We start from the raw sequence: 23,486 nt of genomic DNA, 5'->3' as shown, positions 1-23,486 counted from the left end.
GAGAGTTCCCCGGAAGGGTCCCAGGCCCCGGCCGGCGCGCAGGAGCCGGCCCGGCGCAGCGACGGCTCACGCAACAGGCTCCTGGTCATCGATGGACACTCGATGGCGTTCCGTGCGTTCTATGCGCTTCCGCCCGAGAACTTCTCCACCGACACCGGCCAGCACACCAACGCGGTCTACGGGTTCACAGCGATGCTCATCAACCTCATCAAGGACCAGAAGCCGAGCCATGTGGCGGTCGCCTTCGACCTGGACACGCCCACCTTCCGCTCGGAGGAATACACGGAGTACAAGGGCGGGCGCTCCAAGACTCCCGAGGAGTTCCATGGACAGGTCGACCTGATCATCAAGGTCATGGAGGCGATGCGCATCCCGACGATCTCCCTGGACGGCTACGAGGCCGACGACATCCTGGCCACGCTCGCCTACCAGGCGGCCGCAGCCGACTGGGACGTGCAGGTAGTCAGCGGAGACCGGGACGCCTTCCAGCTCGTCAATGACCGCGTGACCGTGCTCTACCCGAAGCAGGGCGTGACCAACATCCCGCAGATGGACGCGCAGGCCATCGAGGAGAAGTACTTCGTCCCGCCGCACCAGTACTCGGACCTCGCAGCGCTGGTGGGGGAGAGCGCCGACAACCTGCCGGGGGTACCCGGCGTCGGCCCGAAGACCGCGGCGAAGTGGATCAAGCAGTACGGGGGCCTCGAGGGGATCCTCGAGAACCTGGACAAGATCGGCGGCAAGGTCGGGGACTCTCTACGCGCCAACATCGACGACGTCAAGCGGAACCGGCGCCTGAACCGGCTGCTCACCGATCTGGACCTCCCCGTGGACCTCGACGCCATGGTCTCCCAGCACCCGGACCGCTCCGCCGTCGAGGACCTGTTCGACTCACTGCAGTTCAACACGCTGCGCAAGCGGTTGTTCGACCTCTTCGGGGAGGAGGAGACCGAGGACGAGAATGATGAGCAGAATGCCCCCGCGCACGTGCTGCTCGACGACGCCGCCGGGCTGAGGAAGTGGTTCAACACCACGAACCAGGCGCAGGCCTCCGTGGCCCTGGCGACCGAGACGACAGCGGGGGCGACCGACGTCGTCGGGATCGCCGTCGTCACCAGCCTGCACGCGGCCTTCATACCGCTCGAGCAGCTCGACGCCGAGGCCGAGAAGGTGCTGGGGGAGTGGCTGTCCGACACGGACGCGCCGAAGATCGTCCACGACTTCAAGGCCGTCTTCAAGCTGCTGTCCGCCCGGGGCCTGATGCTGGCGGGGGAGGTCGACGATACCGCCCTCTCCGGCTACCTCATCCAGCCCGACCGGCGCAGCTACGATCTCGCCGACCTCGCCCAGTACCACCTGCGCCTGTCCATCACGGCGTCGGCCAACGACTCGTCGGGCCAGCAGGCTCTCGACCTCGGCGGCAACGATGTCGCATCGCCGGCCGTGGTCGCCGCCTACGCCGCGCTGCGCCTCAGTGAGCACTTCGCCGGCCAGCTCGTCGAGCGCGGAGCCAACCAGCTGCTCGGTGGGCTGGAGCTCCCGCTCGCCGAAGTGCTCGCCCGCATGGAACTCACCGGCGTGGCCGTCGACGTCGACGGCCTCGACCGGCTCTTCGACGACTTCTCCAAGACCATCAGCGCTGCCGGCGCCGAGGCGTACCGGATCATCGGGAAGGAGATCAATCTCGGCTCGCCCAAGCAGCTGCAGACCGTCCTCTTCGACGAGCTCGAGCTCCCCAAGACCAAGAAGATCAAGACCGGCTATTCCACCGACGCCGATGCCCTGACCGACCTGATCGCCAAGACGGGCCACCCTTTCCTCGAGCAGCTTCTCGCCTACCGTGATGCCCTGAAGCTTCGCCAGACGGTCGAGGGACTCCGCAAGGCAGTGGACGACGACGGCCGCATCCACACCACGTACCTGCAAACCATCGCGGCGACCGGTCGGCTCTCCTCGACGAATCCGAACCTGCAGAACATCCCCGTCCGGTCCGACGAGGGCCGCCGGATCCGCGAGGTGTTCGTCGTCGGGCAGGGTAGGAACGGCGAGAAGTTCGAGAGCCTGATGACGGCCGACTACTCGCAGATCGAGATGCGCATCATGGCGCACCTGTCCGGCGACGAGGGACTCATCTCGGCGTTCCAGGAGGGCGAGGACCTCCACCGTTTCGTCGGCTCCCACATCTTCGGCGTCGCACCCGAAGAAGTCACCAGTGCCATGCGCTCCAAGGTCAAGGCGATGTCCTACGGCCTGGTCTACGGGCTGAGCTCGTTCGGACTCTCGAAGCAGCTCAACATCTCGGTGGACGAGGCGCGGACGCTGATGCGTGACTACTTCGAGCGCTTCGGCGCCGTACGCGACTACCTCCGCGGCATCGTGGAGCAGGCCCGCAAGGACGGCTTCACCTCCACCATCGAGGGGCGACGCCGTTACCTGCCGGACCTGTCCAGCGACAACCGGCAGCTCCGCGAGATGGCCGAGCGCGCCGCCCTCAACGCACCCATCCAGGGGTCGGCGGCGGACATCATCAAGAAGGCGATGCTCGGCGTCGACGACGCCCTGACGCGGCGCGGACTCGCATCGCGGATGCTCCTTCAGGTGCACGACGAACTCGTCCTCGAAATCGCGGAGGGCGAGTCCGAGGAGGTCGAGGCACTGGTCCGCGAGCAGATGGGCGCCGCAGCCGAGCTCTCGGTGCCGCTCGATGTCTCGGTGGGTACGGGAGCCAGCTGGCACGACGCCGCTCACTAGGAAGCAGGGCCCGACTGCCCCGCGGACATGGCTCTGGTCCGCGGGGAAGGCTCCCGGCTAGGGTGGTGAGGTGTGAGCGACGACACGAAACCTAACCTGCACACCGAGATCTTCACCCCCGGCGCCGACGAGGCTGACACGGCGGACGGCCGCTTCGCGAAGTGGCTCAACGCCGAGGGGATCGGGTTCCATGACGGGACCTTCGACCCCGAGGACATCCCGCGGTTCCTGACTGCATACCGGGAGGACCAGCGGGTGCTGTGGGGCGTCCATGACCCGGCCCAGCCCGCCGAAGCGCTCGGTGCCGACCATCCGGTAGCCACCTACGGCACCATGGTGCACCCGCTGAACGTCGGTGCCGGCCAGATCGATGCCCACCAGATCACGGCCGTCACGGTGCGGTCCAGCCACCGGCGCAACGGCATCCTGCGCACCATGATGACGAGGGACCTGCGTGAGGCGAAGGAGCGGGGCCTTGCACTCGCCATCCTGACCGCATCGGAGGCCACCATCTACGGCCGGTTCGGCTTCGGCTGTGCCACCTTCACCCAGAGCGTCGAGGTCGACGTCCGGGAGCGCTTCGAGGTGGTGGCGCCGAGGACGGGCACGACGACGCTCGTCGCGCGGGAGCACTCGGTGCGCCTCGCCGAACAGATCTTCGCGCGTTTCCACGATGCGACCTTCGGATCCGTCGCGCGCCAGTACGCCTACCCGCGCCGCGCGTCCGGCGAGTGGGGCAGGGAGCGGCCGGTCGAGGACCGGGCCGTCCGGATGGCGGTGCACTACGACGCTGCGGGAACGCCCACGGGGTACGTGTCCTACCGCTTCGCCGGCTGGGAGACGACGCCCTACACGATGAAGATCGTGGACCTCGTCGCGGCCACTCCCTCCGCGTACCTCGAGCTGTGGCGGTACCTGGGATCGCTCGACCTCGTGCAGCTCATCACCTGGGATGGAGCGCGGCGGGACGACCCGCTGCCCTGGGCGCTGCGGGACCGGCGCTGCTATGACGTGAAGGGAACCGAGGACGTCCTCTGGGTCCGCCTGCTCGACGTGCCGGCCGCGCTCGGGCGCCGGTCCTACCGTGGCAGCGGCACGATCGTCCTGGAGGTCGTGGACACGCTCGGGCTCGCAGGCGGCTCCTACGTCCTGACCGTCGTCGACGGCGTGGCGCAGGTGGAGCACGTCGAGGCTGCGGCGGCACCCGACGCCACCCTCACCATCAACGCGCTCGGTTCGCTGTACCTCGGGGGAGTGTCAGCCTCCGCCCTCGCAGCGGCCGGCGCCCTCGACGCCTCCGCCGACGACGCCGTCGAGCTCCTCGACACGCTGTTCGGCCGGTCCGAGGAGCCCTATTGCATCACGCATTTCTAGGACGCTCGACGGCGGCACGTAGGGGTTGTCCGTTCACCGAAGCCGCGCCGCGGGTGCTCGCTGCGCGGCTTTGACGGTGTTGGACCCCGAGGCTAGACTAGACAGGCGCGTAGTGCGTTCTGGTGGATTCCGGTGCAAGCCGGCGGCCCCAGAGCGCGGTACCACTCCTGAATCTTCCGAGGTTCTTTCCATTTCGTCCACATCCGGACATAGGAACCCGCTCCCGGCCCAGCTGGAATCGCGGTGTCCGTCATGACCGGAGCAAGTAATCTTCCACAACGGAGCCCCAACTACATGACCATCACCACCACCGAGAAGCAAGGTGCCCCCGTAGTCGCGATCAACGACATCGGCACCGCTGAGGACTTCCTCGCAGCGATCGACGCCACCATCAAGTACTTCAACGACGGAGATCTCGTCGAGGGTACGGTCGTCAAGGTCGACCGCGACGAGGTCCTGCTCGACATCGGTTACAAGACCGAGGGTGTCATTCCTTCCCGCGAGCTTTCCATCAAGCACGACGTCGATCCCGGAGACGTCGTCTCCGTGGGCGATCAGGTCGAGGCTCTGGTTCTCACCAAGGAAGACAAAGAAGGCCGTCTGATCCTCTCCAAGAAGCGTGCTCAGTACGAGCGTGCCTGGGGCGACATCGAGAAGGTCAAGGAAGAAGACGGCGTCGTCACCGGTACCGTCATCGAGGTCGTCAAGGGTGGCCTCATCCTGGACATCGGTCTGCGCGGCTTCCTGCCCGCGTCCCTCGTCGAGATGCGTCGCGTCCGCGACCTGGCTCCGTACATCGGCCAGCAGATCGAAGCGAAGATCATCGAGCTCGACAAGAACCGCAACAACGTCGTCCTGTCGCGTCGTGCATGGCTCGAGCAGACCCAGTCCGAGGTCCGTTCCACGTTCCTCAACAAGCTCGAGAAGGGCCAGGTCCGTCCGGGCGTCGTCTCCTCGATCGTCAACTTCGGTGCGTTCGTGGACCTCGGCGGCGTCGACGGCCTCGTCCACGTCTCCGAGCTGTCCTGGAAGCACATCGACCACCCCTCCGAGGTCGTCGAGGTCGGTCAGGAAGTCACCGTCGAGGTCCTCGAGGTCGATCTGGACCGCGAGCGTGTCTCCCTGTCGCTGAAGGCCACGCAGGAAGATCCCTGGCAGACCTTCGCCCGTACGCACGCCCTCGGCCAGGTTGTTCCCGGCAAGGTCACGAAGCTCGTTCCCTTCGGCGCGTTCGTCCGCGTCGAGGACGGCATCGAAGGCCTCGTGCACATCTCGGAGCTCGCTGTCCGCCACGTCGAACTGGCCGAGCAGGTTGTCTCCGTGGGTGACGAGCTCTTCGTCAAGGTCATCGACATCGATCTCGAGCGCCGCCGCATCTCCCTCAGCCTCAAGCAGGCCAACGAGGGCGTCGACGCCGACAGCACCGAATTCGATCCCGCGCTCTACGGCATGGCCGCCGAGTACGACGAAGAGGGCAACTACAAGTACCCCGAGGGCTTCGACCCCGAGTCGAACGAATGGCTCGAGGGCTACGAGACGCAGCGCGCCGCCTGGGAGGCTCAGTACGCTGAGGCCCAGTCGCGCTGGGAGTCCCACAAGAAGCAGGTCGTTCAGCACGCGTCCGACGACGCCGCTGCAGCGAACGAGCCTGTCGAGTCGAACGCGACGAGCTACTCCTCGGAGCCCGTCGCCGCTGACACCGGATCCGGCACGCTTGCGTCGGACGAGGCACTCGCAGCACTGCGCGAGAAGCTGACCGGAGCGTAAGCTTCCCGTCCGGCTGACTGACGCCACAGAAGGCCCCCGTCCACCAGGACGGGGGCCTTCTGCCGTTAACCGCCCTTGCCGAACCGATATCGACTGGTCCGGGTCGCGAGGGACTCCGGGCGGGCCGCCTACCGGCGGGTCGAACGGGTGACCGTGAACCGGGGCGAACGGGCGAGCTGGACCGTGGGCCCGATCGTCCGCTCGAGGACGGGCCGGTAGCGCAGGTGGCTGTTCCAGACCGTCCACAGCTCACCGCCCGGCGCGAGGACCCGCGCGCAGGCGTCGAAGAGCCGATGGGCGATGCCGGCATGCACGGTGCTGCCGATGTGGAACGGCGGGTTGAGGACGATTGCGCCCGCCGATGCGTCGGGGAGCGCGGACAGCGCGTCGTCCCGGCTCACCCTGATCCGATCGGCCACCCCGTTGGCTGCCGCCGTCGCCGCGGTGGAAGCGGTCGCGGACGCCGACTGGTCGGTCGCGTGGACCCGGAGGTGCGGATGGGCCAGCGCGAGGTAGGCGGAGATGGCGCCGTTCCCGCATCCGAGATCGATCACCTCACCGCTCCCAGGGGACACCAGTCCGCGGAGGTGGGGGAGCAGCAGCTGGGTGCCGGGGTCGAGCGCGGCACCGCCGAACGTCGCGCCGTAGGCCCGGAGTTCGAGCGGCCGGCCGAGGCCGACGTCGTACCGTGCGCTCCGCGGGAACGCGGACGCGACGGCGGGGCGCACGCCCGCCGCGACGAGCACGCGTGACTTCTGGCGCGCCAGGCCGGCAGTCACATCGTCGAAGTACCGACCGAGCACGGCGTTCATGGAGAGCGACATGTGCTTGAGCCTGCCCCCTGCGAGGACCTGCACGTCGGGCTGCCCGTAGGCCGCGATGGTCCACGCTATCTCGTCGAGCTCGTCCAGCGACCGGGGCAGCCGCAGCAGTACGGTGGAGACGCCGTCCAGCAGGGTCGCATCGAGGGGACAGGACCGGTAGGAGCCGTCCATACCCTGATCGGCGGCATTCAGGGCGAGGGCCCGTTCATTGACGATGCCGTCCTGGAACGCCCGGATCCCGGTTCCGCCGGTCAGGCCCGCGGCCCCCAGCGTCAGGGCCCCGTAGGAGTCGTTGATGGTGGCGATGCCGCCGGCGGGATGGCGACGGTCTGCTGCCGTGTCGAGGAGCAGGCGGTCGGCCGCGTCCACGGCGACCAGTTCGGGCGCCTCCACGTCGGGCCGACGGCGCAGGTGGTCGAGGTTGAACGGGCTCACTTCCACCATCCTAGATGCACGGGTCACCCGCTCCGGTCAGGGGGTGGATGGACCGCCGCCGTTGGTGTCCGGCTCCAGTCCGCCCGGCGGGTTGTCGAAGAGCCAGTCGAGGGCCCGACGGTCCGAACCGCTCCCTCCCGGCGCGCGGGGGATCCCACTGCCGCGCTGTCCGGCGTCGCTCGCGGGATCCGTGCTGTACGGAGCGCGGGGTGGCGGCGGCAGCCTGTCGATCAGTTCATTTGCAGTATGGGCGAGGAGGTCCCGCTGCAGCGGAGGAAGGATGAACGAGCCGTGGAGGTACGCTTCCACCTCGTACTCGCCGGCATCACCGCCCAGGCCGAAGTAGTGCAGCCACAGCTCACTGGCTTCGATCTGGGCATGGCGCAACGCCCGAAGGAGGCGTATTCGCTGATACTCGTGATCCGGCTGGTTCTCCACGGGCCACGCCTCAGTGCGAGCTACCGGCGGTGCCGTCGACGACGGACAGGGCCACCGTCCGTAGGTCCGCCCCGCTGCTCGCGGCCTCCGACACCATCCGCCGCATCGCGGTGACCCCGGCTCCGAGGGACCCGGGGATCGACTTCTTGACGGCTTCGGCGAGGTCTTCGACCGCCCGCCCGGCCTTCCCCTCCGTGAGCAGGAGGCCCTTGAGTCTGGCGAAGACGAAAGTCAGTTCTTCCATCGGAGAAGTCACGGTCCCAGCCTCGGCAACAGGTTCGATTTGAGTACAAAGGATCAGGATACACACGCATTTCCGGGCCGAATCCGCTGTTTCACCGTGCCCCGGAGGGTGTAGGAACAGCGATCCGGTCGCTTCCGCCACTGTCCGAACCACCCAGGAGTCCCTTGCCCGCCGGCATCTCCCGTGCCTAGGCTGGAATTACTAAGCACGCTTCCCAATGAGCCCAGGAGTTGACGTGACCGGATCATCAGGCCAGAACGCGCTGCCGCTGCCAGACTACGACCACATCCCGCTCGGAACCCTGCCGACCCGCATCACGGGACTCGACGAGGGCGGTCTGCGGGCCCTGATCGACTACGAGGAGGCGCACGGGAATCGACTCCCCATCAAGCTCGTCCACGCCCGAGGTGACCAGTAGCGCGGGTGGTTCCCCGGTCAGCCCGGCGACCTCCGGACCGCCGATCAACCCGCCGTCGCAGGGCGACCCCACCAACCCCGCCCAGCCCCGATAGTCCTCCGTTGCCGTGCCGCCTCACCGTCCGGGCGGCACGGCGGCCAGCAGGTCCTTCTCCAGCACGAGCTCGACCGACAGGGTCTTGTACCCGGCCGAGTCGAACAGGACGGTGATGATTCCCTCCTCATAGCCCATGACGGTCCCGCGACCCCACTCGGGGTGCTCGACCGTCGCGTCGACCTCGAACGGCACAACGTGCTCCCCGGCGGGGGTCGCCTCTGCCGGCTCCGGACCCGCAGCTGCTCTCTCCCGCGTGCAGTTGTCGCAGTTCCCGCAGGGCTCGGGCAGTTCCTCCCCGAAGTAGGACAGCAGGAACTGCCGGCGGCACCCTCTCGTCTCGGCGTAGCGGCGGGCCATCTCGACGCGTGACTGGTCGATCCGCTCCCGGTTCTCCGCCTGCTCCACCGCCCTGGCCGCCGCCTCGTCCGCGGGCAGCTTCCGGGCCCGGTAGCCCTTCACCCCGTCACCGATGCTCTCGGAGGCCGCGAGCAGGTTGAGGAGCCCGGTCAGTGTCCGCGGGGACAGGCCCGACAGCTCCTTCAGTTTCTTCATCTTCACCGGCTTGTCCTGAGCGGCGATGAGCATGAACAGGTTCCGGACCTGCGTCCGGTTGACGGACTTCGCAGCGAAGAACCGTCGTAGGGACAGGTCCTCCGGGCGGTAGTGCAGGACGGCCTGTGCGTCGAGCCCGTCACGACCGCCGCGCCCGATCTCCTGGTAGTAGCTGTCCAGGGAATCCGAGATGTCGGCATGGATGACGAAACGCACGTCGGGCTTGTCGATGCCCATGCCGAAGGCCGTCGTCGCGACGACGACGTCGATCGTGCCGTCGAGGAAGCCCTCGTGGACCGCCTCGCGCTCCTTCTTCCGGCGGCCGGCGTGATAGGCGTCGGCGCTCCTTCCGTGCTCCTGCAGTTCCGATGCCAGCGTGTTGGCCGCCTTCTTCGTCGCGACGTACACGAGCCCGGGCCCGGCGAGCGCCAGGACCTGGTCGCGGACCGCTCGCTGCTTCTCGTCCTCCTCGACATGCTGCACGACGTCGAGGGAGATGTTCGGGCGGTCGAAGCCCTCGGCCATGACCAGCGGGTCCTTCAGGTGGAGCCTCTCGACGATCTCCTTCTGCACGGGGCGGGAGGCTGTCGCCGTGAGGGCGATCACGGGCACGCGGAGCTCGCGCACGAGGTGGCCGAGCTGCAGGTAGTCCGGCCGGAAGTCGTGTCCCCACGAGGACACACAGTGCGCCTCGTCGACGACGACCAATGAGACATCGAGTGAGCGCAGGCGTGCGGTGACGTCGTCCCGGGCGATCTGCTCCGGGGCGAGGAAGAGGAACTTCGCCCGCGTCGATTCGTCGCCGTCCGCCGCGGCCTTCCAGGCGGCGTCGAGCTCGCTCTTCCTGATGCCCGAATTGATGACGTGCGCCCGGACATGACCGGCACGCTCGTTGATCGCGTCCGCCTGGTCGTGCTGCAGTGCGATCAGGGGGGAGATCACGACGGCGACGCCGGGAAGCGCCATCGCCGGCACCTGATAGATGGCCGACTTGCCGGATCCGGTCGGCATGACGCAGAGGACGCTGTGCCCTTCGAGCACGGCCTCCATGGCCCGCTCCTGGCCGGGTCGCAGGTCGTCCCAGCCGAAGGTGGACGCGGCGGTGTCCTGAAGGTCCTGAAGGGTGATGGTCACGGTACTCCTCGAAAGATAAGTCCCCTTAGCGTATTGAAGGGCTCCGACATACCCGTTCGCCCTCCGCGCAGGGGGCGGCGCTTGACAGCGGGCGGGGGAGATCCGGCTAGTCTGGCCTCATGCTGCGCATAGGACTGACAGGGGGCATTGCCGCGGGCAAGTCCGTGGTGGCCCGTTCCTTCGCCGGCCTCGGCGCCGTCGTCGTGGACGCCGACCTCCTGGCACGCGAGGCGGTGGAGCCGGGGTCGATGGGCCTCGACGATGTCGTGGCCGCGTTCGGGCCGCAGGTCCTGGCGCCGGGGGGCGGGCTGGACCGGCCCGCCCTGGGCCGTCTGGTCTTCGGCGACGACACGGCCCGCGCGCGGCTCAATGCCATCATCCATCCGCGGGTACGCGCACGGGCGGCGGAACTGATCGGCGCGGCGCCCGCCGGCGCCGTCGTTCTGGAGGACATCCCGCTCCTGGTCGAGACCGGCCAGGCCGCGCGCTTCCATCTCGTCGTCGTCGTGGACGCGCGGGACGACCTCCGGGTCCAGCGGATGGTCGGGGAGCGCGGCATGGAGCGCAGGGACGCCGAGCAGCGCATCGCCGCCCAGGCATCCCGGAGCGAGCGGCTGCGCGAAGCGGATGCAGTCCTCGTGAACGAGAGCGCGCTGAAGGATCTCCTGGCGGCGACGGAAGCGCTGTGGCACGAACGCATCCTGCCGTTCCGCGACAACCTCGCGGCGGGCAGGGCCGCGGCAGGGAGCCCATCGACGGTGGCGGGGCTCGCAGGGACGAGTGGGCTGGCGCGCCGCCTCCGGGCGAAGATCGCTGCGGCGCTTCCTCCGGATTCCGGGGCCTCCGTCGAGGCCGGCACCGCACCCGCCCGTTCTGCCGCACCCGCAGGTTCTCCCGGTCCTCCCGGTCCTGCCGAACACGACGACGTCGCCTCCGCCTCGGTGCGCGTGACGGTCCAACGGGCGGAGCAGCTGGTCGCCGCATCCGACGCTGTGGCAGCAGCGGGATTCCCGCGCGCCGCAGCGGCTGTCGGACGGGATCCGGCAGTGCATCGCGGAGCCGACCCGGCGACCGACGTCACGGTGATCGTGAGCGCCTCCGGCCCGGCGACCGACGTCACGGTGACCCTGAGCGCCTCCGGCCCGGCGGCCTGAACCGCGCGACCGGGCCGACGGCGCCGTTCAGCCGCCAGCAAATCCGGGGAGAAGTGTCAGAGGCAGGGACTACCGTTAACCCATGAGTCTTGCGCAGGATATCAAGCGTGTCGTGGCACCTTTCGAAGTCATCAGCGAGTACCAGCCGGCAGGTGACCAGCCCACGGCGATCAAGGAGCTGGCCGGGCGCATCAACGCGGGGGAGAAGGACGTCGTCCTCCTCGGGGCCACCGGTACCGGCAAGAGCGCGACGACAGCTTGGCTCATCGAGCAGGTGCAGCGCCCCACCCTGGTCATGGTGCAGAACAAGACCCTCGCGGCGCAGCTCGCGAACGAGTTCCGCGAGCTCCTGCCCAACAACGCGGTCGAGTACTTCGTCTCCTACTACGACTACTACCAGCCCGAGGCCTACGTCCCGCAGACGGACACCTTCATCGAGAAGGACTCGTCGATCAACGAGGAGGTCGAGCGACTCCGGCACTCGGCCACGAACGCGTTGCTGACCCGCCGGGATGTCATCGTGGTCGCGACCGTCTCCTGCATCTACGGCCTCGGGACGCCCGAGGAATACATCAACAAGATGGTCACGCTGCGCCGGGGCGACCAGATGAACAGGGACGAGTTGCTGCGGCAGTTCGTCGGCATGCAGTACACCCGCAACGACATGGACTTCCACCGGGGCACCTTCCGCGTGCGCGGCGACACGGTCGAGATCATCCCGATGTACGAGGAGCACGCGTTGCGGATCGAGTTCTTCGGCGACGAGGTCGAGAACATCTACACGCTCGATCCCCTGACGGGCAACGTGATCCGCGAGGAGGAGGAGATGTACGTCTTCCCCGCCTCGCACTACGTCGCCGGGCCCGACCGCATGACGAGGGCCATCAAGGACATCGAGGACGAGCTGCAGCAGCGGCTCGCGGAACTCGAGTCCCAGAACAAGCTCGTCGAGGCGCAGCGGCTCCGCATGCGGGTCACGTACGACCTCGAGATGATGGAGCAGATGGGTTTCTGCAACGGCATCGAGAACTATTCGCGCCACATCGACGGCCGGGACCCCGCGTCCGCACCCCACTGCCTGCTCGACTACTTCCCGGACGACTTCCTCCTGGTCGTCGACGAGTCGCACGTGACCATCCCGCAGATCGGCGCCATGTACGAGGGCGACTCCTCCCGTAAGCGGACCCTCGTCGATCACGGGTTCCGGCTGCCCTCGGCCATGGACAACCGCCCGCTGAAGTGGGACGAGTTCCTGGAGCGCATCGGCCAGACGGTCTACCTGTCCGCCACCCCGGGCAAGTACGAGCTCGGCAAGGCCGACGGCTACGTCCAGCAGATCATCCGTCCCACCGGGCTCGTCGATCCCGAAGTGGTCGTCAAGCCGACCAAGGGCCAGATCGACGACCTGCTCGGCGAGATCCGCAAGCGCGTGGAGGTCAACGAGCGCGTGCTCGTCACCACCCTCACGAAGCGCATGGCCGAGGACCTCACCGGGTACCTCCTCGAACACGGCGTCAAGGTCGAGTACCTCCATTCCGACGTCGATACCCTGCGGCGTGTGGAGCTCCTGCGGGAACTGCGCATGGGCACGTTCGATGTCCTGGTCGGCATCAACCTCCTCCGTGAGGGCCTGGACCTTCCGGAGGTGTCGCTCGTGAGCATCCTCGACGCCGACAAGGAGGGCTTCCTGAGGAGCACCACCTCCCTGATCCAGACCATCGGGCGAGCCGCCCGTAACGTGTCGGGGGAGGTGCACATGTACGCGGACCGCATCACGGACTCCATGGAACGCGCCATCGACGAGACGAACCGGCGCAGGGCCATCCAGGTCGCGCACAACCTCGAGCACGGGATCGATCCCACGCCGCTGCGCAAGCGGATCGCGGACATCACCGACACGATCAACCGCGAGGACGCCGACACGCGCGCCCTCCTCGAGGAGGCGGGCAAGAACCGGAAGCCGAAGAAGGGTGCGGGCCGCCACGAGGGGCTGGCCTCCGTTCCCGCGGAGGACCTCGCGGACCTGATCCAGCAGCTCACCGACCAGATGCATGCTGCTGCGGCCGAACTGCAGTTCGAACTCGCCGGGCGCCTGCGCGACGAGGTCGGCGATCTGAAGAAGGAACTGCGGCAGATGCAGTCGGCCGGGCACGCCTGAGCGGAGGACGGTGAGTCGCGGGAGACGCCGCGGGAGTTCCGTCAAGGAAGGCGGCGAAGGCGCACCGTGGCATGCGTATTCGCCGCGCTCCCACCTGCCCGGGTACCATTGGCGGTACGTAGGGGAGTATCCCAAGCGCTATGGACGTCAACACGTAAGGCATCGTTGCCCTGCCGGACGTAGCGGTCGGTCGGCATCACGCCGCGGCGGAGAGACTTACGGCAATCGACCGCACCCTCCGGAAGGTACTCCATGCCCGCATTGCCCCTGGCGTTCGAGATCGGCACGTTCGTCGTGCTCGGGATCATCCTGCTGTTCGATCTACTGCTCGTGGTCAAGCGTCCGCACGAGCCCTCCATGAAGGAAGCCGGCCTGTGGGTCGCCTTCTACGTGGGCCTCGCCCTCGTGTTCGCCGCACTCATGTTCGTCTTCACGGGGCCCGAGTACGGAGGCCAGTTCGTGGCCGGCTGGATCACCGAGTACAGCCTGAGCATCGACAACCTGTTCGTCTTCATCATCATCATGGCGCGCTTCTCGGTCCCCAGGAAGTACCAGCAGGAAGTGCTCATGGTGGGCATCATCATCGCCCTGGTCCTGCGAGGCATCTTCATCGCCCTGGGCGCCGCCGTGATCGAGAACTTCAGCTGGATCTTCTACATCTTCGGCGCATTCCTCCTGTACACCGCCTACAAGCAGGCCACCGACTCCGGCGAGGACGAGGAACACGCCGGGGACAACAAGCTCATCGCGAAGCTCAAGTCGGTGCTCCCGATGTCCGAGTCCTACGACGGCAACAAGATCCGCACCGTCGTCGACGGCAAGAAGCTCTTCACCCCCATGCTCATCGTCTTCGTGACGATCGGCCTGACCGACCTGCTGTTCGCCGTGGACTCCATCCCCGCCATCTTCGGCCTCACCCAGAGTGCGTTCATCGTCTTCACGGCGAACATCTTCGCGCTCATGGGCCTCCGACAGCTGTACTTCCTGCTCGGTGGGCTGATGACACGCCTCATCTACCTGAAGCACGCGCTCTCCGTGATCCTCGCCTTCATCGGCGTGAAGCTGGTCCTCCACGCCATGCACGTCAACGAGCTGCCGTTCATCAACGGCGGCGAGCACATCGAGTGGGCTCCCGAGATCCCGACCTTCGTGTCCCTGGCCGTGATCGTCGCGACCATCGTCATCGCCGTGATCGCCAGCCTTCTCCGCTCACGGGCCGAGGACAGGGCCGCGGCACGCTCGGGTAGTGTCGACGCCAGCTCCACCCCGGCAGTCGACGACCGCCTCGACGACCGCCTCGACGACCGCCTCGACGACCGCCTCGACGACCGCGCGACGGACCAGGCCGGCAACAAGGACAACCGCCGCTAGCAACGCCCCGGGGACGCCGCGTCCCCGCGTTCCGGATCGACAGGCCAGCACCGACAGGCCAGCACCGACAGAGGACCCCGCGCATTGTGCGGGGTCCTCTGTCGGTGCGGGGTCCTTCGTCCGTCCGAGCAGCCCGACGGGGCCGGCTCCGGAAGGACCGGCGGTGCCGCTACCGGCGTGTCATCGACAGGAGCCGCTCGAAGATCGCCTCGCCGTCGTCCGCTATCCCGTCGTGGTGGAACTCGTCCGTCTCCCACACCTGGAGGTTCCTCACGGCCGCTGCGGTCGCCAGGGAGAGGTTCCGGTCGACATAGATGTCGTGGCGGTAGACGGCGGCCGCGGCGGGAATGGTATTGGTCGCCAGGACGTCCGCGTCGTACAGCGCGCCCCAGTCGTCCTTCTCGGCGAGGAGGTCGGCGACCGCCCGCAACGGACGGAGCGCCGGGTCCTCCTCGAAGTACCAGGGGTAGATCATCTCCCCGGTCAGCAGGGGCTCCGCGGCATCATCGCGGAACTGGGGGTACTCCTCGAGCACCCGCTGCGCGGCCCATGCCGAGGCGGAGCCCTGGCAGTAGATCGACTCGTGCAGGAGGGCATAGAGCGGCTGCGATGCCCGGCTGACGATGCCGTGGACCTGTTCGAGGAACGCCGCGGACAGGCGGGGTCCGCCGGGGGTCCGCGTGAAGGCGTCCTCGAGCAGGTAGTGGAGGCCGTGGACCCTTGTGTTCCCGCCGAGGAACGAGCCGACCATCTGGAAGCGGCGTGCCGTGAGACGTTCGCCGCTGGGCAGGTACTCCTCCACGTCCTCGACGTGACGGGCGATCCGGGTGACGAGGTCCCGGTCCTCCGGGTACCAGGCGAAGTACTCGCGGTTGCGCTCCTCGACCCGGGCGAACGTCGCCCGGTACACCTCGTCCGGCCTGCCCGACAGGGGAGCCAGTCCTCCGGTGATGAGGGCGCGCTCGATCCCGGCGGGGGCCGCCGACAGGTAGGTGAGGGTGCAGAAGCCCCCATAGCTCTGCCCGAACACGGTCCACGGAGGGCTCCCGAGACGGCGGCGGATCAGCTCGGCGTCCGCCACGATCGAGTCGGCCCGGAAATGCGCCAGGTAGTCCGCCTGGGCCTGCGGCGTGGGCAGCGAGGCGAGCGTGGCGGCGTCGGCCGGCGTGGACAGTCCCGTGCCCCGCTGGTCCAGCATGAGGATCCGGAAGCTTTTGGCCGCGGCCTTCATCCAGCCGGAGAGCTGCGTGGTGCGCACGCCCCGTCCGCCGGGCCCGCCCTGCAGGAACAGCAGCCAGGGAAGCCGGGCGGCCTCGTCGTCGGTGTGCTCCAGCGAGGAGTACTCGCGGGCGAAGACCTCGATGTCCGCCGAGGTGGGATCCGCATGGTCCAGCGGCACGCGGAAGACGTGGCCGGTGGCGCGCAGGCCGCGCAGGACGAGCGTCCGGCCGACGGTGTGGTCCGCGGGCCCCGCCCCCTGGTTCACAGGGCGGCGACTTTCGCGAGGGCATCGCCCGTCAGCCGGAAGGTGCTCCACTTCGACTGGGGGCGGGCGCCGAGGCTCTCGTAGAAGCGGATGGACGGCTCGTTCCAGTTCAGCACCGACCATTCGACGCGCGCATAGCCGCGGTCGGCGGCGATCTTCGCCAGATGGGCGAGGAGGGCCTTGCCGTAGCCGGCGCCCCGCGCCTCGGGACGCACGTACAGGTCCTCGAGGTAGATGCCGTTGACTCCCTCCCAGGTCGAGTAGTTGAGGAACCACAGGGCGAAGCCCTGGATCTCACCCCGCGCCTCGACGACATGGGCGTAGATGGTGGGCCGGTCCCCGAACAGGGCCTCCTGGAGGGACTCGGTGGTGTTCTTCACCGCGTCCGGCTCGCGCTCGTAGATGGCGAGGTCGTGGATGAGCTGGAGGATAACCGGGACGTCGGCCGGCAGGGCTTCGCGAATGGCATTCATCCCCCCAGCCTAGCCAGCCCTGGCCCTGTCCCGCCCTCCGCTGACACGAGGGCCGACCGCTGCTGTCAGGCCGCGACCGGTGCTCCCACGCCGAGGATCCGGACGACCGGACTCCCCGCCTCGTCGGACGCGGCGAGGTCGATCTCGGCATTGATGCCCCAGTCCCCGTTGCCCTCCGGGTCCTTGAGGATCTGCCGCACCTTCCACGCGCCGGGAGCCTTCGTGATGAGGAGCAGGTTGGGGCCGCGTGCGTCGGGGCCGTCGTCGATGTCCTCGTAGTCCCCGAAGTACCCGTCCATCGCGTCGGCCCAGCGCTCGGCGGTCCAGCCCGAGTCGGCGTCGAGCACACCGAGTGCCTCGTCCTGCTCGTCGGCGAACAGCTTCACCCGCTGGAACATCTCATTGCGCACCATGACGCGGAAGGCCCGCTCGTTGGACGTCACCGACGGTGGCTCCTCGGGCAGGTCGACGGCGCCGACCGCGGCGCTGGGGGCGATCCCGGCGGCGAGCTGGGTCCACTCGTCGAGGAGGCTGCTGTCGACCTGGCGGACGAGTTCACCGAGCCATTCCAGGATGTCGCTGAGGTCCTCGCGGAGGGCCTCGACCGGCACGGTGTGGCGCAGGGCCTTATAGCAGTCGGCGAGGTAGCGCAAAAGGATGCCCTCCGACCGGGTGAGGGCGTAGAAGGCCACGTACTCGCCGAAACTCATCGCCCGCTCGTACATGTCCCGGACCACGGACTTCGGCGCGAGTTCGAAGTCTCCGAGCCACGGAGCCGACGAGCGGTACACGTCGAAGGCCTGCTGCAGCAGGTCCTCCAGCGGCTTCGGGTAGCTGACCTCCTCCAGGCGCGCCATGCGGGCGTCGTAGTCGATCCCCTCGGCCTTCATGGCCGCGACGGCTTCCCCGCGGGCCTTCTTCTCCTGGGCGTTCAGGACCTGGCGGGGCTTCTCGAGTGTCGCCTCGATGACGGACACCACGTCCAGCGCGTAGCCCGGCGCCTCGGGGTCGAGGAGTTCCAGACTCGCGAGGGCGAAGGGCGACAGGGGCTGGTTGAGGGCGAAGTTGGCCTGCAGGTGCACCTTGAGCCGCACCCGCCGGCCGTCCGGCTCCGGTTCCGGCAGTTTCTCAACGATGCCGGCCGTGACGAGCTCGCGGTAGATGCCGATCGCCCGGCGCATGAGGCGCAGCTGCGAGGCGCGCGTCTCGTGGTTCTCGGTCAGCAGCCGCTTGGTGGCCTTGAAGGGATCGCCCGGGCGCTCGAGCAGGTTCAGCAGCATCGAATGGCTGACCGAGAAGGAGGACGTCAGGGGATCGGGGATGCTCTCCACCAGCCGGTCGTAGGTGGGCTTGCCCCACGAGACGAAGCCCTGCGGAGGTTTCTTCCGCACCACCTGCCGCAGCTTCTTTTGGTCGTCCCCGAACTTGGACACGGCCTTCGCCATGGCCTTGGTGTTCTCGACGACGTGCTCGGGCGCCTGGACCACGACGGTGCCCGCGGTGTCGTAGCCCGCCCGGCCGGCACGGCCGGAGATCTGGTGGAACTCGCGCGCGTTGAGCAGCCGCGTCCGCACGCCGTCGTACTTGCTCAGCGCCGTGAGCAGGACGGTCCGGATCGGCACGTTGATGCCGACGCCAAGGGTGTCCGTGCCGCAGATGACCTTCAGGAGGCCGGCCTGCGCGAGCTGCTCGACGAGGCGCCGGTACTTCGGGAGCATCCCGGCGTGGTGCACGCCGATGCCGTGGCGGACCAGCCGGTTGAGGGTCTTCCCGAAGCCGGAGGAGAACCGGAACGCCGCGATGAGCTCGGCGATGCGGTCCTTCTCCTCGCGCGTGCAGATGTTGACGCTCATCAGGTTCTGCGCCCGCTCGATGGCCTCGGCCTGGCTGAAGTGCACCACGTACACCGGCGCCTGCCGCGTGGACAGCAGTTCCTCGAGCGATTCCTGCACGGGCGTCTCGACGTAGTAGTAGTGCAGCGGGATGGGGCGCTCGACGGATGTCACGGTCGCGGTGGGACGGCCGGTGCGTTCGGTGAGGTCCTTCTCGAAGCGGGTGACGTCGCCCAGCGTCGCGGACATCAGCAGGAATTGCGCCTGCGGCAGCTCGAGCAGCGGTACCTGCCACGCCCAGCCGCGCTGCGGATCGGAGTAGAAGTGGAACTCGTCCATCACCACGGTGTCGACGTCGGCGTCGGCTCCCTCCCGCAGGGCGAGGTTCGCGAGGATCTCCGCCGTGCAGCAGATGATCGGCGCGTCCTGGTTGACCCCCGAGTCACCGGTGATCATGCCGACGTTCTCGGGACCGAAGATGTCGCAGAGCGCGAAGAACTTCTCGGACACGAGCGCCTTGATGGGGGCGGTGTAGTAGCTGGTGCGGCCCTCGGCGAACGACTTCAGGTGCGCCGCGATGGCCACGAGCGACTTGCCCGACCCCGTCGGCGTCGCGAGGATGACGTTGTTGCCCGAGACGAGCTCCATCGCCGCTTCGTCCTGCGCGGGATAGAGAGCAAGTCCCCGCGCCGTCGCCCAGCCGGTGAAGGCCTCGTAGACCGCATCCGCTGGAAGGTGGCCGTCATCGTGCCGGGGCAGGTGCTCTTGGATCCTCATGGTCCGTTCAGCCTACCCGTGGCGCCGCTGCCGCCGTCGCTACCAGCCGCGCTGCTTCCAGTCCGCGAGGGAGCCGCGCTCTGCGCCGAGCGTCGTGCCCTTCCCGTGCCCCGGGTGCACGACCGTGTCATCCGGGAGGTAGTCGAAGATGCGGGTGGAGACGTCCTCGAAGAGCGAGACGAAGCGCTCCGGGTCGCCCTGCGTGTTGCCGACGCCGCCGGGAAACAGCGAGTCCCCCGTGAAGAGGTGCGCCGGGCCGGAGGGATCGCGGTAGAGGAGTGCCATGGAGCCCGGAGTGTGGCCCCGCAGGTGGATCGCCTCGAGGTCGAAGCCCTCGAAGGACCCGATGTCGCCGTGCCGCAGCGGGACGTCCGTCGGTACGGCGATGTCCGCGACGTCATCCGCACCGGCCGCGGTACGGGCTCCCGTCGCCTCCTTCACCTCGGCCAGCGCCCTCACGTGGTCCCAGTGCGCGTGCGTCGTGACGATGAGGGCAACCCGGGCCTCGGCGTCCGTGTCCTCCTGCGCGTCGGCGAGCAGTTCGAGGATGGCGTGGGCGTCGTCGGCGGCGTCGATGAGCACCTGGGCACCGCTCGACTTCGAGGTCAGCAGGTACACGTTGTTGTCCATCTCGGAGACCGAGATGCTGCGGATGGTCACATCGGCGAGGTTCTGCATGTGCCCAGTGTAGGCAGGCACCCCCGAGTGGAAGCGGCAGGCAGCGGCTCCGACGGCGGTAGGGTGCAGGGAGAGACGGCCGCCGGGCCCGTCGCCGAGCACGGAAGGACGGGCGTGGAGCAGGACATCCCCCGCTGGCTGAAGGTGGACCCCACGAATACGGTGCCGCCCTTCGAGCAGATCAAGCAGGCCATCCTGGCTGCCGCCAACTCGGGCAGGGCATCTGTCGGGACACGGTTGCCGCCGGTGCGCGCGCTCGCAGCACACCTCGGCATCGCCGCCAACACCGTGGCGCGCGCCTACCGGGAACTGGAGCAGGCCGGCGTCGTGGAGACCCGGGGGCGGGCAGGGACCGTGATCACGGCAGGGGGCGACGACGCCCGACGCCGGGTGGCGGACGCCGCGGACGTGTTCGCCGGAGTGGTGCGTTCCGCGGGGCTGTCGGAGAGCGACGCGGTGGCCATTGTGAGGGCGGCATTGCGCCGAGCGTGAACGGCCGCGCCGGAGGCGCCAGAACGGCGCGGGAGGAAGGTTGTTCGAACATGTCTTCGAACTCTTTTTCACCTACAGTTATCTGGTGTCTATAGCAAAGTCTCTTGAGCAGCACGCCCGCAATCCGGAGCCCGCTCCCCAGGACCTGTCCCGGCTGATCGTCAAGGGCGCCCGCGAACACAACCTGCGGAACGTCGACCTCGACCTCCCGCGCGACGCCATGATCGTCTTCACGGGCCTGTCCGGCTCGGGCAAGTCGTCCCTCGCCTTCGACACCATCTTCGCCGAGGGGCAGCGGCGGTACGTAGAGTCGCTCTCCGCCTACGCGCGCCAGTTCCTCGGCCAGGTGGACAAGCCGGACGTCGACTTCATCGAAGGCCTCTCGCCCGCGGTCTCGATCGACCAGAAGTCCACGAGCAAGAACCCCCGTTCCACCGTCGGGACCATCACCGAGATCTACGACTACATGCGGCTCCTGTGGGCCCGTGTCGGACGCCCCCACTGCCCCGTCTGCGGCGAGCTCGTGGCCAAGCAGACGCCGCAGCAGATCGTCGACCAGCTGCTCGAGCTCGACGAGGGCACCCGCTTCCAGGTCCTCGCCCCCGTCGTCCGGGCGCGCAAGGGCGAGTTCGTCGACCTCTTCCAGGAGCTGACCGCGAAGGGCTATTCCCGCGCGCGGGTGGACGGCAAGCTCATCCAGCTCAGCGACCCGCCGAAGCTGGGCAAGCAGTACAAGCACACGATCGAGGTCATCATCGACCGCCTCGTCGTCAAGGGCGGCATCCAGCAGCGCCTCACGGACTCCGTGGAGACGGCGCTCAAGCTCGCCGACGGCCGCGTGCTGGCCGAGTTCGTGGACCTGCCCGAGGACGACGAGAAGCGCCTCCACGCCTTCTCCGAGCACCTGGCGTGCCCCAACGAGCACCCGCTCGCGATCGACGAGATCGAGCCGCGCTCGTTCTCCTTCAACAATCCCTTCGGCGCGTGTCCCGCCTGCACGGGTATCGGCAGCAAGCTCGAGGTGGACGAGGAGCTGGTGGTCCCCAACCCGGACCTGAGCCTCGCCGAGGGCGCTATCGCGCCGTGGTCGCTCGGAACGGCGACCCTCGAATACTGGACCCGCCTGCTCGAGGGACTCGCCTCCGAACTCAACTTCGACCTCGCCACGCCCTGGCGCAAGCTGCCCGACCGTGCCCGCGAGGCCGCCCTGTACGGCAAGGACCACAAGGTCGTGGTGCAGTATAAGAACCGGTTCGGCCGCGAGCGGAAGTACAGCACCGGCTTCGAGGGTGCCATCCAGTACATCCAGCGCAAGCACGCGGAGACCGAGTCCGACAACGCGCGCGACCGGTACGAGGAGTACATGCGCGAGATCCCGTGCCCCACGTGCGGTGGCGCGCGGCTCAACCCGGCGTCGCTGTCGGTGCTCATCAACGGCCGATCCATCGCCGAGGTGTCCGCCATGCCCATGCGCGACTGCGCGGAGTTCCTCGACAACCTCGTGCTCACGGGTCGCGAGGCGCAGATCGCCAACCAGGTCCTCAAGGAGATCCAGGCACGCCTGACCTTCCTCCTCGACGTCGGGCTCGAGTACCTCAACCTGGAACGGGCGTCGGGCACGCTGTCCGGTGGCGAGGCCCAGCGCATCCGGCTCGCCACGCAGATCGGATCGGGACTCGTGGGCGTGCTGTACGTCCTGGACGAGCCGTCGATCGGCCTGCACCAGCGCGACAACCGCCGGCTGATCGAGACCCTCACACGGCTGCGGAACCTCGGCAACACCCTCATCGTCGTCGAACACGACGAGGACACCATCGCCGAGGCCGACTGGATCGTCGACATCGGACCGGGAGCGGGGGAGCACGGCGGTGAGGTGGTCCATTCGGGCCTGCTCGAGGACCTCCTCACCAACGAGAGGTCCCTCACCGGCGACTACCTCTCGGGACGCCGCAAGATCGAGATCCCCGCGAGGCGCCGCAAGATCGACCGTTCCCGCCAGCTGAAGGTCGTCGGCGCACGCGAGCACAACCTCACGAACGTCGACGCGACCATCCCGCTCGGCGTGCTGACCGCCGTGACCGGCGTGAGCGGGTCCGGCAAGTCGACCCTGGTGAACGACATCCTCTACAAGGTGCTCGCGAACAAGCTGAACGGCGCCAAGCAGGTCGCCGGGCGGCACAAGCGGATCGACGGCCTGGAGCACCTCGACAAGGTCATCCACGTGGACCAGAGCCCCATCGGCCGCACCCCCCGGTCCAACCCCGCGACCTACACCGGCGTCTTCGACAACATCCGCAAGCTCTTCGCGGAGACCACCGAGGCCAAGGTCCGCGGGTACCTCCCGGGCAGGTTCTCCTTCAACGTGAAGGGCGGCCGCTGCGAGGCGTGCTCCGGCGACGGCACCCTGAAGATCGAGATGAACTTCCTGCCCGACGTCTACGTCCCGTGCGAGGTCTGCCACGGGGCGCGCTACAACCGCGAGACGCTGGAGGTGCACTACAAGGGCAAGACCATCGCCGACGTGCTCGACATGCCGATCGAGGAGGGCGCCGAGTTCTTCGCCGCCTTCAGCCCCATCGCCCGGCACCTGAACACCCTCGTGGAGGTGGGTCTCGGCTACGTACGGCTCGGCCAGCCCGCCACGACGCTCTCGGGCGGCGAGGCGCAGCGCGTCAAGCTCGCGAGCGAGCTGCAAAAGCGCTCGAACGGGCGGAGCATCTACGTCCTCGACGAGCCGACCACCGGCCTGCACTTCGAGGACATCCGGAAGCTCCTGCTGGTCCTGCAGGGACTCGTGGACAAGGGCAACACCGTCATCACGATCGAGCACAACCTCGACGTCATCAAGAGCGCCGACTGGGTCATCGACCTCGGTCCGGACGGCGGCTCGGGCGGCGGCCAGATCATCGCGACCGGAACCCCGGAGCAGGTCGCCCAGAACGAGCGCAGCTACACCGGCACCTTCCTCAAGGAGATCTTCGACAAGGTCGGGTAGCTCCCCGCGGCGTGAATAGGCGTCGTGGATATACCGG

Annotated in this window: 17 protein-coding genes; 9 read left to right on the top strand and 8 right to left on the bottom strand. The window is 68.1% G+C overall.

Annotation, left to right across the window (positions count from 1 at the left end; all coding sequences use genetic code 11):
- Positions 1 to 102: 102 nt before the first annotated feature.
- From polA to rpsA, 3 genes are all read left to right on the top strand, one after another.
- The gene (gene polA / locus ACX80J_RS09105) at positions 103 to 2,751 is read left to right on the top strand and encodes a DNA polymerase I (RefSeq protein WP_459347730.1); all 2,649 of its coding nucleotides are present in this window, start codon (positions 103 to 105) and stop codon (positions 2,749 to 2,751) included.
- A gap of 72 nt (positions 2,752 to 2,823) precedes the next feature.
- Entirely contained in the window at positions 2,824 to 4,125 is a 1,302-nt protein-coding gene (locus tag ACX80J_RS09100) for a GNAT family N-acetyltransferase (protein WP_459347531.1), read from the top strand.
- 294 nt (positions 4,126 to 4,419) lie between these two features.
- A complete protein-coding gene (rpsA, locus tag ACX80J_RS09095; protein ID WP_104117334.1) occupies positions 4,420 to 5,892 on the top strand; it encodes a 30S ribosomal protein S1 in 1,473 nt (490 codons plus the stop codon).
- Positions 5,893 to 6,020: 128 nt separating this feature from the next.
- On the opposite strand, the gene ACX80J_RS09090 is transcribed toward rpsA, so the two are convergent.
- From ACX80J_RS09090 to ACX80J_RS09080, 3 genes are read right to left on the bottom strand one after another with little or no spacing between them, the layout of a single operon-like run.
- The gene (locus ACX80J_RS09090) at positions 6,021 to 7,160 is read right to left on the bottom strand and encodes a class I SAM-dependent methyltransferase (RefSeq protein WP_459347729.1); all 1,140 of its coding nucleotides are present in this window, start codon (positions 7,158 to 7,160) and stop codon (positions 6,021 to 6,023) included.
- A gap of 27 nt (positions 7,161 to 7,187) precedes the next feature.
- Positions 7,188 to 7,589 carry a hypothetical protein gene (locus ACX80J_RS09085; protein WP_459347530.1) on the bottom strand — a complete coding sequence of 134 codons (402 nt, stop codon included), beginning with the start codon at positions 7,587 to 7,589 and terminating at the stop codon, positions 7,188 to 7,190.
- 10 nt (positions 7,590 to 7,599) lie between these two features.
- Positions 7,600 to 7,833, bottom strand: coding sequence for a hypothetical protein (locus ACX80J_RS09080; protein WP_459347529.1), 234 nt, complete (start codon positions 7,831 to 7,833; stop codon positions 7,600 to 7,602).
- A gap of 235 nt (positions 7,834 to 8,068) precedes the next feature.
- Here ACX80J_RS09080 and ACX80J_RS09075 point away from each other — a divergent pair, with 235 nt between their 5' ends.
- Positions 8,069 to 8,251 (top strand): hypothetical protein, encoded by a 183-nt coding sequence (locus ACX80J_RS09075; RefSeq protein ID WP_459347528.1) that lies wholly within the window; start codon positions 8,069 to 8,071, stop codon positions 8,249 to 8,251.
- Between the two features lie 114 nt (positions 8,252 to 8,365).
- Here ACX80J_RS09075 and ACX80J_RS09070 read toward each other — a convergent pair whose 3' ends face one another.
- Positions 8,366 to 10,033, bottom strand: coding sequence for a RecQ family ATP-dependent DNA helicase (locus ACX80J_RS09070; protein WP_459347527.1), 1,668 nt, complete (start codon positions 10,031 to 10,033; stop codon positions 8,366 to 8,368).
- A 119-nt stretch (positions 10,034 to 10,152) separates the two neighbouring features.
- Here ACX80J_RS09070 and coaE point away from each other — a divergent pair, with 119 nt between their 5' ends.
- The 3 genes from coaE to ACX80J_RS09055 all read left to right on the top strand — a co-directional run bounded on the left by coaE (position 10,153) and on the right by ACX80J_RS09055 (position 14,716).
- Positions 10,153 to 11,187, top strand: coding sequence for a dephospho-CoA kinase (coaE, locus tag ACX80J_RS09065; RefSeq protein ID WP_459347526.1), 1,035 nt, complete (start codon positions 10,153 to 10,155; stop codon positions 11,185 to 11,187).
- Positions 11,188 to 11,269: 82 nt separating this feature from the next.
- Positions 11,270 to 13,345: an excinuclease ABC subunit UvrB gene (uvrB, locus tag ACX80J_RS09060; RefSeq protein WP_459344507.1), complete on the top strand. Its 2,076-nt coding sequence runs from the start codon at positions 11,270 to 11,272 to the stop codon at positions 13,343 to 13,345.
- Between the two features lie 252 nt (positions 13,346 to 13,597).
- Positions 13,598 to 14,716: a TerC family protein gene (locus ACX80J_RS09055; RefSeq protein WP_459347525.1), complete on the top strand. Its 1,119-nt coding sequence runs from the start codon at positions 13,598 to 13,600 to the stop codon at positions 14,714 to 14,716.
- Positions 14,717 to 14,885: 169 nt separating this feature from the next.
- On the opposite strand, the gene ACX80J_RS09050 is transcribed toward ACX80J_RS09055, so the two are convergent.
- The 4 genes from ACX80J_RS09050 to ACX80J_RS09035 all read right to left on the bottom strand — a co-directional run bounded on the left by ACX80J_RS09050 (position 14,886) and on the right by ACX80J_RS09035 (position 19,962).
- Entirely contained in the window at positions 14,886 to 16,202 is a 1,317-nt protein-coding gene (locus ACX80J_RS09050; RefSeq protein WP_459347524.1) for an alpha/beta fold hydrolase, read from the bottom strand.
- The gene (locus ACX80J_RS09045; protein ID WP_459347523.1) at positions 16,199 to 16,675 is read right to left on the bottom strand and encodes a GNAT family N-acetyltransferase; all 477 of its coding nucleotides are present in this window, start codon (positions 16,673 to 16,675) and stop codon (positions 16,199 to 16,201) included. The genes ACX80J_RS09050 and ACX80J_RS09045 overlap by 4 nt, the downstream gene beginning before the upstream one ends.
- Before the next feature lie 65 nt (positions 16,676 to 16,740).
- Positions 16,741 to 19,284 carry a DEAD/DEAH box helicase gene (locus ACX80J_RS09040; protein WP_459347522.1) on the bottom strand — a complete coding sequence of 848 codons (2,544 nt, stop codon included), beginning with the start codon at positions 19,282 to 19,284 and terminating at the stop codon, positions 16,741 to 16,743.
- A gap of 39 nt (positions 19,285 to 19,323) precedes the next feature.
- Positions 19,324 to 19,962 (bottom strand): MBL fold metallo-hydrolase, encoded by a 639-nt coding sequence (locus tag ACX80J_RS09035; RefSeq protein ID WP_459347521.1) that lies wholly within the window; start codon positions 19,960 to 19,962, stop codon positions 19,324 to 19,326.
- A gap of 27 nt (positions 19,963 to 19,989) precedes the next feature.
- Between ACX80J_RS09035 and ACX80J_RS09030 the strand changes: the two genes are divergently transcribed.
- Positions 19,990 to 20,454, top strand: coding sequence for a GntR family transcriptional regulator (locus ACX80J_RS09030; protein ID WP_459344501.1), 465 nt, complete (start codon positions 19,990 to 19,992; stop codon positions 20,452 to 20,454).
- An 85-nt stretch (positions 20,455 to 20,539) separates the two neighbouring features.
- A complete protein-coding gene (gene uvrA, locus ACX80J_RS09025) occupies positions 20,540 to 23,449 on the top strand; it encodes an excinuclease ABC subunit UvrA (RefSeq protein WP_459347520.1) in 2,910 nt (969 codons plus the stop codon).
- Positions 23,450 to 23,486: the final 37 nt, after the last annotated feature.

Source organism: Arthrobacter rhamnosi, assembly GCF_054510975.1.
Note: the sequence above shows the minus strand (reverse complement) of the source record. Positions and strands in the feature narration are given on the sequence as shown.

Bases quoted from the DNA above. Each gene is read 5' to 3' on its own strand.
- polA (WP_459347730.1), top strand. From the start codon at position 103: ATGGCGTTCCGTGCGTTCTATGCGCTTCCGCCCGAGAACTTCTCCACC.
- rpsA (WP_104117334.1), top strand. From the start codon at position 4,420: ATGACCATCACCACCACCGAGAAGCAAGGTGCCCCCGTAGTCGCGATC.
- ACX80J_RS09090 (WP_459347729.1), bottom strand. From the start codon at position 7,160: ATGGTGGAAGTGAGCCCGTTCAACCTCGACCACCTGCGCCGTCGGCCC.
- ACX80J_RS09080 (WP_459347529.1), bottom strand. From the start codon at position 7,833: ATGGAAGAACTGACTTTCGTCTTCGCCAGACTCAAGGGCCTCCTGCTC.
- coaE (WP_459347526.1), top strand. From the start codon at position 10,153: ATGCTGCGCATAGGACTGACAGGGGGCATTGCCGCGGGCAAGTCCGTG.
- uvrB (WP_459344507.1), top strand. From the start codon at position 11,270: ATGAGTCTTGCGCAGGATATCAAGCGTGTCGTGGCACCTTTCGAAGTC.
- ACX80J_RS09055 (WP_459347525.1), top strand. From the start codon at position 13,598: ATGCCCGCATTGCCCCTGGCGTTCGAGATCGGCACGTTCGTCGTGCTC.
- ACX80J_RS09045 (WP_459347523.1), bottom strand. From the start codon at position 16,675: ATGAATGCCATTCGCGAAGCCCTGCCGGCCGACGTCCCGGTTATCCTC.
- ACX80J_RS09040 (WP_459347522.1), bottom strand. From the start codon at position 19,284: ATGAGGATCCAAGAGCACCTGCCCCGGCACGATGACGGCCACCTTCCA.
- ACX80J_RS09035 (WP_459347521.1), bottom strand. From the start codon at position 19,962: ATGCAGAACCTCGCCGATGTGACCATCCGCAGCATCTCGGTCTCCGAG.